8 protein-coding genes and 1 pseudogene are annotated in these 6,250 nt (G+C 72.9%); all 9 read left to right on the top strand.

What is annotated here, in order from left to right:
- Positions 1-377: pseudogene (locus IE312_RS39705) on the top strand (PBSX family phage terminase large subunit); the annotation flags it as partial.
- The gene (locus IE312_RS12345; protein WP_189981108.1) at positions 374-535 is read left to right on the top strand and encodes a hypothetical protein; all 162 of its coding nucleotides are present in this window, start codon (positions 374-376) and stop codon (positions 533-535) included. The pseudogene IE312_RS39705 and the gene IE312_RS12345, both read left to right, overlap by 4 nt.
- On the top strand, positions 532-2,010 hold the full coding sequence (locus IE312_RS12340) for a phage portal protein (RefSeq protein ID WP_189981106.1): 1,479 nt from the start codon (positions 532-534) through the stop codon (positions 2,008-2,010). The genes IE312_RS12345 and IE312_RS12340 overlap by 4 nt, the downstream gene beginning before the upstream one ends.
- Positions 2,011-2,028: 18 nt before the next feature.
- Positions 2,029-3,984: a phage minor capsid protein gene (locus IE312_RS12335; RefSeq protein ID WP_189981105.1), complete on the top strand. Its 1,956-nt coding sequence runs from the start codon at positions 2,029-2,031 to the stop codon at positions 3,982-3,984.
- Between the two features lie 15 nt (positions 3,985-3,999).
- A complete protein-coding gene (locus tag IE312_RS12330) occupies positions 4,000-4,158 on the top strand; it encodes an Rmf/CrpP fold protein (protein WP_189981103.1) in 159 nt (52 codons plus the stop codon).
- 87 nt (positions 4,159-4,245) lie between these two features.
- Positions 4,246-4,941 carry a hypothetical protein gene (locus IE312_RS12325; RefSeq protein ID WP_189981101.1) on the top strand — a complete coding sequence of 232 codons (696 nt, stop codon included), beginning with the start codon at positions 4,246-4,248 and terminating at the stop codon, positions 4,939-4,941.
- A gap of 12 nt (positions 4,942-4,953) precedes the next feature.
- Entirely contained in the window at positions 4,954-5,811 is an 858-nt protein-coding gene (locus tag IE312_RS12320; RefSeq protein WP_189981099.1) for a N4-gp56 family major capsid protein, read from the top strand.
- Positions 5,808-5,963, top strand: a complete 156-nt coding sequence (locus IE312_RS12315; protein WP_189981097.1) for a hypothetical protein — start codon at positions 5,808-5,810, stop codon at positions 5,961-5,963. The genes IE312_RS12320 and IE312_RS12315 overlap by 4 nt, the downstream gene beginning before the upstream one ends.
- 3 nt (positions 5,964-5,966) lie before the next feature.
- Positions 5,967-6,250 (top strand): hypothetical protein (locus tag IE312_RS12310; protein ID WP_189981333.1); only part of this gene is annotated, 284 nt, incomplete at its 3' end.

Below are 6,250 nucleotides of genomic sequence, written 5' to 3'. Positions count from 1 at the left end.
GCGAGGCCGTCCGGGCGTGGCTCGACCGGCAGAACGTCGAGCCCGAGTGGACGTTCATTGACCCGAGCGCCGCGTCGTTTCAGACGCAGCTATGGGCCGACGGGCACCCCGGCGTCACCCGGGCCGACAACGAGGTGAAGCCCGGCATCCGCAGCGTGTCGTCGGCCCTCGCCGCCGGCCTGCTCTACGTGCACGAGTCCTGTACGGGCCTGCTCGACGAGATCCCCGGTTACTCCTGGGATCCCGCCGCGTCCGCCAAGGGCGAAGACAAGCCGATCAAGACCGCCGACCACTCCGTCGACGCCCTGCGCTACGTGGTGCACAGCACCGCGCACGAGTGGCGCCACCTGATCACCGCGAGGGAGGCCGCCGCATGATCACCCTGCCCGTGCACCTGCGCGTCGGGAGCACCGCCGCCGACATCGGCACCGTCACCGTGGACACCCCCGAGGAACTCCCCGGAGCCGTCGCCGAGCTGCTGCGCACCGCCGCGGCCTACCTCGCCGAGGACCACGGAGAGGGGGCGCCGACGTGAGCCTGCCCGACAACGGGACCATGTGGCCGCCGCGCAGTATCGCCCCCCTGTACGACGACATCCGAGTCGACGACGCGTGGTACTCCGGCGACGCCGACCGCCTCGCCAAGGTCTACCGCTACGGCCCGCAGACCAGGAAGGACGGCCGCCGCCGGCTGTGGGGGCGCCACCGACAGCCGGGCAAGCGTGAGCAGCGGCTGCACATCCCCCTCGCCGGCGAGATAGCGCAGACGTCGGCCGACCTGCTTTTCGCCGATACCCCCGTGATCACCGTGGGGGACACCGGGACGCAGGACCGCCTCGACGAGCTGCTCGACGAGGGAGGCGTGCCCGAGCTGCTGCTCACCGCCGCGGAGACCGCCGCGGCCCTGTCCGGCGTGTTCCTGCGCGTGACGTGGGACCGTGACGCCGCACCCGACCGGCCCCTGCTCACCGTCGTGCACCCCGACCAGGCCGTACCCGAGTGGCGATTCGGGATCATGACCGCCGTCACGTTCTGGCGGGCCCTGCCCGGCACCGGATCGGCAGTCTTCCGCCACCTCGAACGGCACGAGCGGGGCAAGATCCTGCACGGCCTGTACGAGGGGACCGACGACCAGCTCGGCCGCCGCGTGCCGCTCACCGAGCACCCCGAAACGGCCGGCCTCGCCGCGTCCCTCGGCGCAGAGGGCGACGCCATCACCACGGGCGTGGACATGCTTACCGCCGTCTACGTGCCGAACATCGGGCCGAACCGGAAGCACCGGGGCGCACCGTGGGGCCGCAGCGACTTGCAGGGGATACACGACCTGCTCGACGCCCTCGACGAAGTGTGGACGTCGTGGCTCCGCGACATCCGCCTCGCCCGGGCGCGGCTCATCGTTCCCGACGGGTACCTGCGCAACAACGGCCCCGGCAAGGGCGCCACGTTCGACGACGACAGGGAGGTTTACCAGTCCCTCGCAATCCCGCCGAGCGAGCAGGGCAACGGCATCACACTTTCGCAGTTCGCCATCCGTGTTGAAGAGCACCGCTCGACCGCTGAGTCGATCCTGCGGCAGGCCACAACAGCGGCCGGTTACTCCCCTACGTCCGTCGGACTCGACGGAGACGGGGCCGCCGTGACCGCGACGGAGATTGCCGCCCGTGACCATCGTTCGATGGTGACCAGGGGCAAGAAGGCCCGTTACTGGCGACGCGCGATAGCCGAGATTCTGTACGTCCTGCTCGCCGTCGACCGGGCGCAGTTCGGAGGCAAGCACGCCGACGAGCGCCCCACGGTCGACATCGGCGACGGGGTCGCCGAGGACCCCGGGAGCACCGCGCAAACCCTGTCCCTGCTCGCGCAGGCGCAGGCCGTGAGCACCGACACGAAGGTGCGCACCCTGCATCCGGATTGGGACGACACGGCCGTCGCCGAGGAAGTCGCCCGTATTCACGAGGAGACCGGGCAGGCGGCGCCCGACCCCGTCGGATCGTTCCCGCTCGCCGCGTGACGTGATCGGGGGTGCACGATGCCCGTGTCTCCCGCACAGGTCGAGTACCTCGCCGCGACGACGGCCGACCTGTACGCCGACGTCGAGCGGCGCCTGCTGGAACTGTGCGCGCGGCAGCTCGCCATCGGGCAGGAGGCGCCCGGGTGGGCCGTCGCCAAGCTCGCCGCCGTCGCCCCCCTGCGCCGCGCGGCCGACACCCTGCTCGACACCCTCGCCCGGGGCGTCGACGAGGAGGTACGGCAGGTCGTCGCCGAGGCGTACGACAGCGGCCGGCACTCCGCCCTCGCCGAACTCGGCGTACTGGGGGACGACGACCGGCGCACCGTGGCCGAGCGGACCCCGCAGGCGCAGGCCGTCGACCGCCTCGCCGCCGAGACCATCGAGACCGTCACGGCCACCCATCGGGGCATCCTGCGCGCCGTCGAGGACGGGTACCGGCAGGTCGTCGCGGAAGTCACCGCGGCGCCCCTGCTCGGTACCGACACCCGTAGGCAGGCCACACAGCAGGCCATGACCCGGTTTGCCGACCGGGGCGTGTCGAGCTTCCGCGACCGCGCCGGCCGCCGATGGGCCCTCACGTCGTACGCCGAGATGGCCGTGCGCACATCCGTGGGCCGCGCCGCGGTCGAGGCGCACATGACGACGCTCGCCGCGGCCGGCGTCGACCTGGTCGTCGTCAGCAGCTCGCCGCGCGAGTGCCCGCTCTGCCGTCCGTGGGAACGACAGGTGTTGTCCATCGGGGGCCCGTCCGGCGCCCGCACGGTCGACGTCGAGCACGCGGTCGAAGACGGCCGCATGGTGCGCGTGAACGTCGCCGGATCCCTCGACGAGGCCCGGGCCGCAGGGTTGCAACATCCCAACTGCCGCCACAGCGTGTCGAGTTACACGCCGGGCATCACCCGAACCGAGGACGCCGAACCGGACCCGGCCGGATACGAAGCCGGCCAGAGGCAACGCGAGATCGAACGCAAGATCCGCAAGTTCAAGAACCGGGCCGCCGCCTCGACCACGCCCGAGGGCAAGCGCGCCGCCGAGGCGAAGGTGCGCCAGTGGCAAGGCGCCATGCGTTCGCACCTCGCCGCACACCCCGACCTGCGCCGCCTGCGCCACCGCGAGCAGCCCGGCGCCTCGAACCTGCCCACCACCTACACCCGGCCGGCCGACGACGTCATGCAGGCCGCCCGCGTGCGCGCCGGCGACGACGCCACCCTGCGCGAGATGAGCGACGAGCAGCTCGCCCTCGCCATCCGCCCCGGGGTCCTCGACGAGCGCAGCCTCGCCCGGATCGAGACCGAAGCGGACCGCCGCGACGCCGCAGACCTGCGCGCCGCAGTGTTCCCCGAGGGGCGCCTGCTCGGCGACCTGTCCACCGTGGGCGACGAAGTCCTCGCGTGGGCGCAGCAGCACGCCACAGACGACGAGCTGCTGCGCATCGCCGACGAACTCGACCGCCGGTACCCCGGGCCGATGCCCGAGTACCCCCTGCCGATGGGCGACGACGTCGACGACGTCCTCGCCGCGTCCGCCGCCCTCGACGACGCCCTCGCACCGGGGGCGCCGCCGTCCCAGTGGCAGCAGTACGCGGACGTCGCCGACGAGGACCTGCCCACCGCCGCGCGCCACCTCGCCGACGACCACCCGGCCGACGAGCCGGTACACAAGGTCACCCGGCGCGAGGCCCGCGACATGTATTTCGAGTGGGCTATGCAGCAGTACGCCGCCGCCGAGGACGCGACGAACGGGTACCTACTCAACCGCCGCGGGCAGGCGCAGGGCATCAACCCCGGAAGCCTGTTCACCGGGCCCGCCCGCATCGCGTACGCCTACGCGTCCGACGAGCTGAAAGCGTTCTGGCGACTGCACGAGCGCAAGACGCAGGCGCAGTTCGTCGCCGAGGTCACCGGCCAGAACTTGAGCGACGTTCGTGCAGCTCAACAGGCTTTGTGGGATGCTCGGTTGAAGCACGACGGATGACCGGAGGGGGCCGCCATGGGAGCACGCGCAGACCTCACTCGCGCACTGCTCGCCGGCCGCGCCGCCGCCCGCGAGGGCGCACCCCCGACCGAGTGCCCGCACCCCGCCCGCACGCTGCTACGGACCGCGTGGCTACGCGGATACGGGCAGGCCAGCGACACCGCCGCCGAGTAGCACCCCGCACCGACACCCACCCCAAGGGCCCGCCGACCGGCGGGCCCTTTCGCATGTCCCCACACGGTCACGGAGGGCCGAACACCCATGCCCGAGAGCCAGACCCCCGCCGCCCCGGCCGCGCCGTCCACCGACCCGGCCGCACCCCCGGCGACCCCGCCGGCGACCCCCGCGGCCCCGGCCGCGCCCGCGCCGGCCCCCGCCGCGCCGGTTGCCCCCGCGGCTCCCGTGGCGCCGGCCGTCGACCCCGCCGTCGAGCAGCGCGCGACCGCCGCCGAGCAGGCCGCGCAGCAGGCCAAGGCCGAGCGCGACGAGCTGCTCGCCGGCCTGCGCCGTGTCCTCGACCCGAACGGCGCCGCGGCCGAAGCCGACCCCGCGCAGCTCGCCGCGCAGGCGACCAGCGAACGCGACGCCGCCCTCGCCGAGGCCCGCACCCTGCGCGTGGAACTCGCCGCGCACCAGGCCGCGCACGGCGCCGGCGCCGACCCCGCCCGCCTGCTCGACTCCCGCACCGTCGAGAAGCAGCTCGCCGACCTCGACCCGACCGACGCCAAGTTCGGCGAGAAGCTCGCCGCCGTCATCACGGCCGCGGTCGAGGCAAACCCCCACCTGCGCGCCGAGGGCGCCCCGGCCGGCCCGCCCAAGGGCGGCGCCGACTTCACCCCCGGTACGACCGCGGCCCCGACCGCCGCGCAGTTCGCCGCCATGTCCTACGCCGAGCGCGTCGAGCTGCACCAGAAGGACCCCGACCTGTACCGGCAGCTCTCTGCCGCATCCGAGTAAGGAGGGCACGCGATGCCCGCTGGAAAGACCACCGCCGCACAGATGATCGTGCCCGACGTCTGGGCCGACATGGTGCAGGCGAAGTTCAAGGGCGCCATGATCCTTGGCACCCTCGCCACCGAAGACAACACCCTCGAAGGCAAGCCCGGCGACACCGTCAGCTTCCCGAAGTGGACCGCACTGGGCGAGGCCGAAGACCTCACCGAGGGCACGCCGATGACCCCGGAGCAGCTCGGCACCGACCCGGGCAACTCCGCCACGATCAAGGAAGCCGGTAAGGCCGTCGAGCTGACGGACAAGTCCCGGCTGGTCGCGTTCGGCGACCCGTACGCGGAGACGCAGCGACAGCTCGGCGTACTCATCGCCCGGAAGATCGACACCGACCTGCGCCTCGCCGCGGAGGCCGCCGGCGTGATCACCGTGGACGCCTCGACCGAGGCCCTTTCCTGGGACGTCGTCGTGTCCGGCATCGAGAAGTTCGGCGACGAGTGGGACCCCGACAACATGGCCGGCCTGGTCATCCACTCCACGCAGCGCGCATCCCTGCTGCGTGACCCGAACTTCATCAGCGCCGACAAGCTCGGCGCCGGCGCCGTCATCCCGCGTGGCGTTATCGGCCAGGTGGGAGGCGTGAACATCCTGGTTTCCAACCGGCTCACCACGGCCGGCACCGGGGCCGACACCACGTACAACGCGCTGCTGCTGCGGCGCGGCTCCCTGGGCCTGCTCTACAAGCGCCGGCCCATCGTCGAGACGGACCGCGACATTCTCGCGCGCACCACGGTCGTCACCACGAACGTGCACTACGCGACGCACCGCCTCGACGACGAGGGCGTCGTCGTGCTGAAGACCAAGGGGGCCGCCGCATGATCCTGCGCCGGTACCACCGGCCGCCGGACGTCGACGACGACCAGGCCGTCGAGCAGCCGGCCGCCGAGCAGACCGAGAGCGCCCCGCAGGCGAACAAGCCGGCGGGGCGTTCTGCTGCCCCGAGCAAGGCCAAGAAGACCGGCGGGGGGTGAGCCATGGGCCGCGTCTACGCGACCCCCGAGCAGCTCGCCATCTACACCGGCACCTCGGCGCCCGAGGGCGTCGACCGGCTGCTCGCCCGCGCGTCCGAGGACGTCGACGCCGCCCTGCTCACCGCCGTTTACGACGTCGACGACGACGGAGACCCCACCGACCCGGCCGTCGTCACCGCCCTGCGCGACGCCGTCTGTGCACAAGTCGAGTGGCAGCTCGCCACGGGCGACGACGGCACGGGAGCGGCCGGCCAGTGGGATTCCGTGTCCATCGGGCCCGTGTCCCT

The sequence above is a fragment of the Streptomyces capoamus genome (genome assembly GCF_014654935.1).
GTDB lineage: Bacteria > Actinomycetota > Actinomycetes > Streptomycetales > Streptomycetaceae > Streptomyces > Streptomyces capoamus.
Note: the sequence above shows the minus strand (reverse complement) of the source record. Positions and strands in the feature narration are given on the sequence as shown.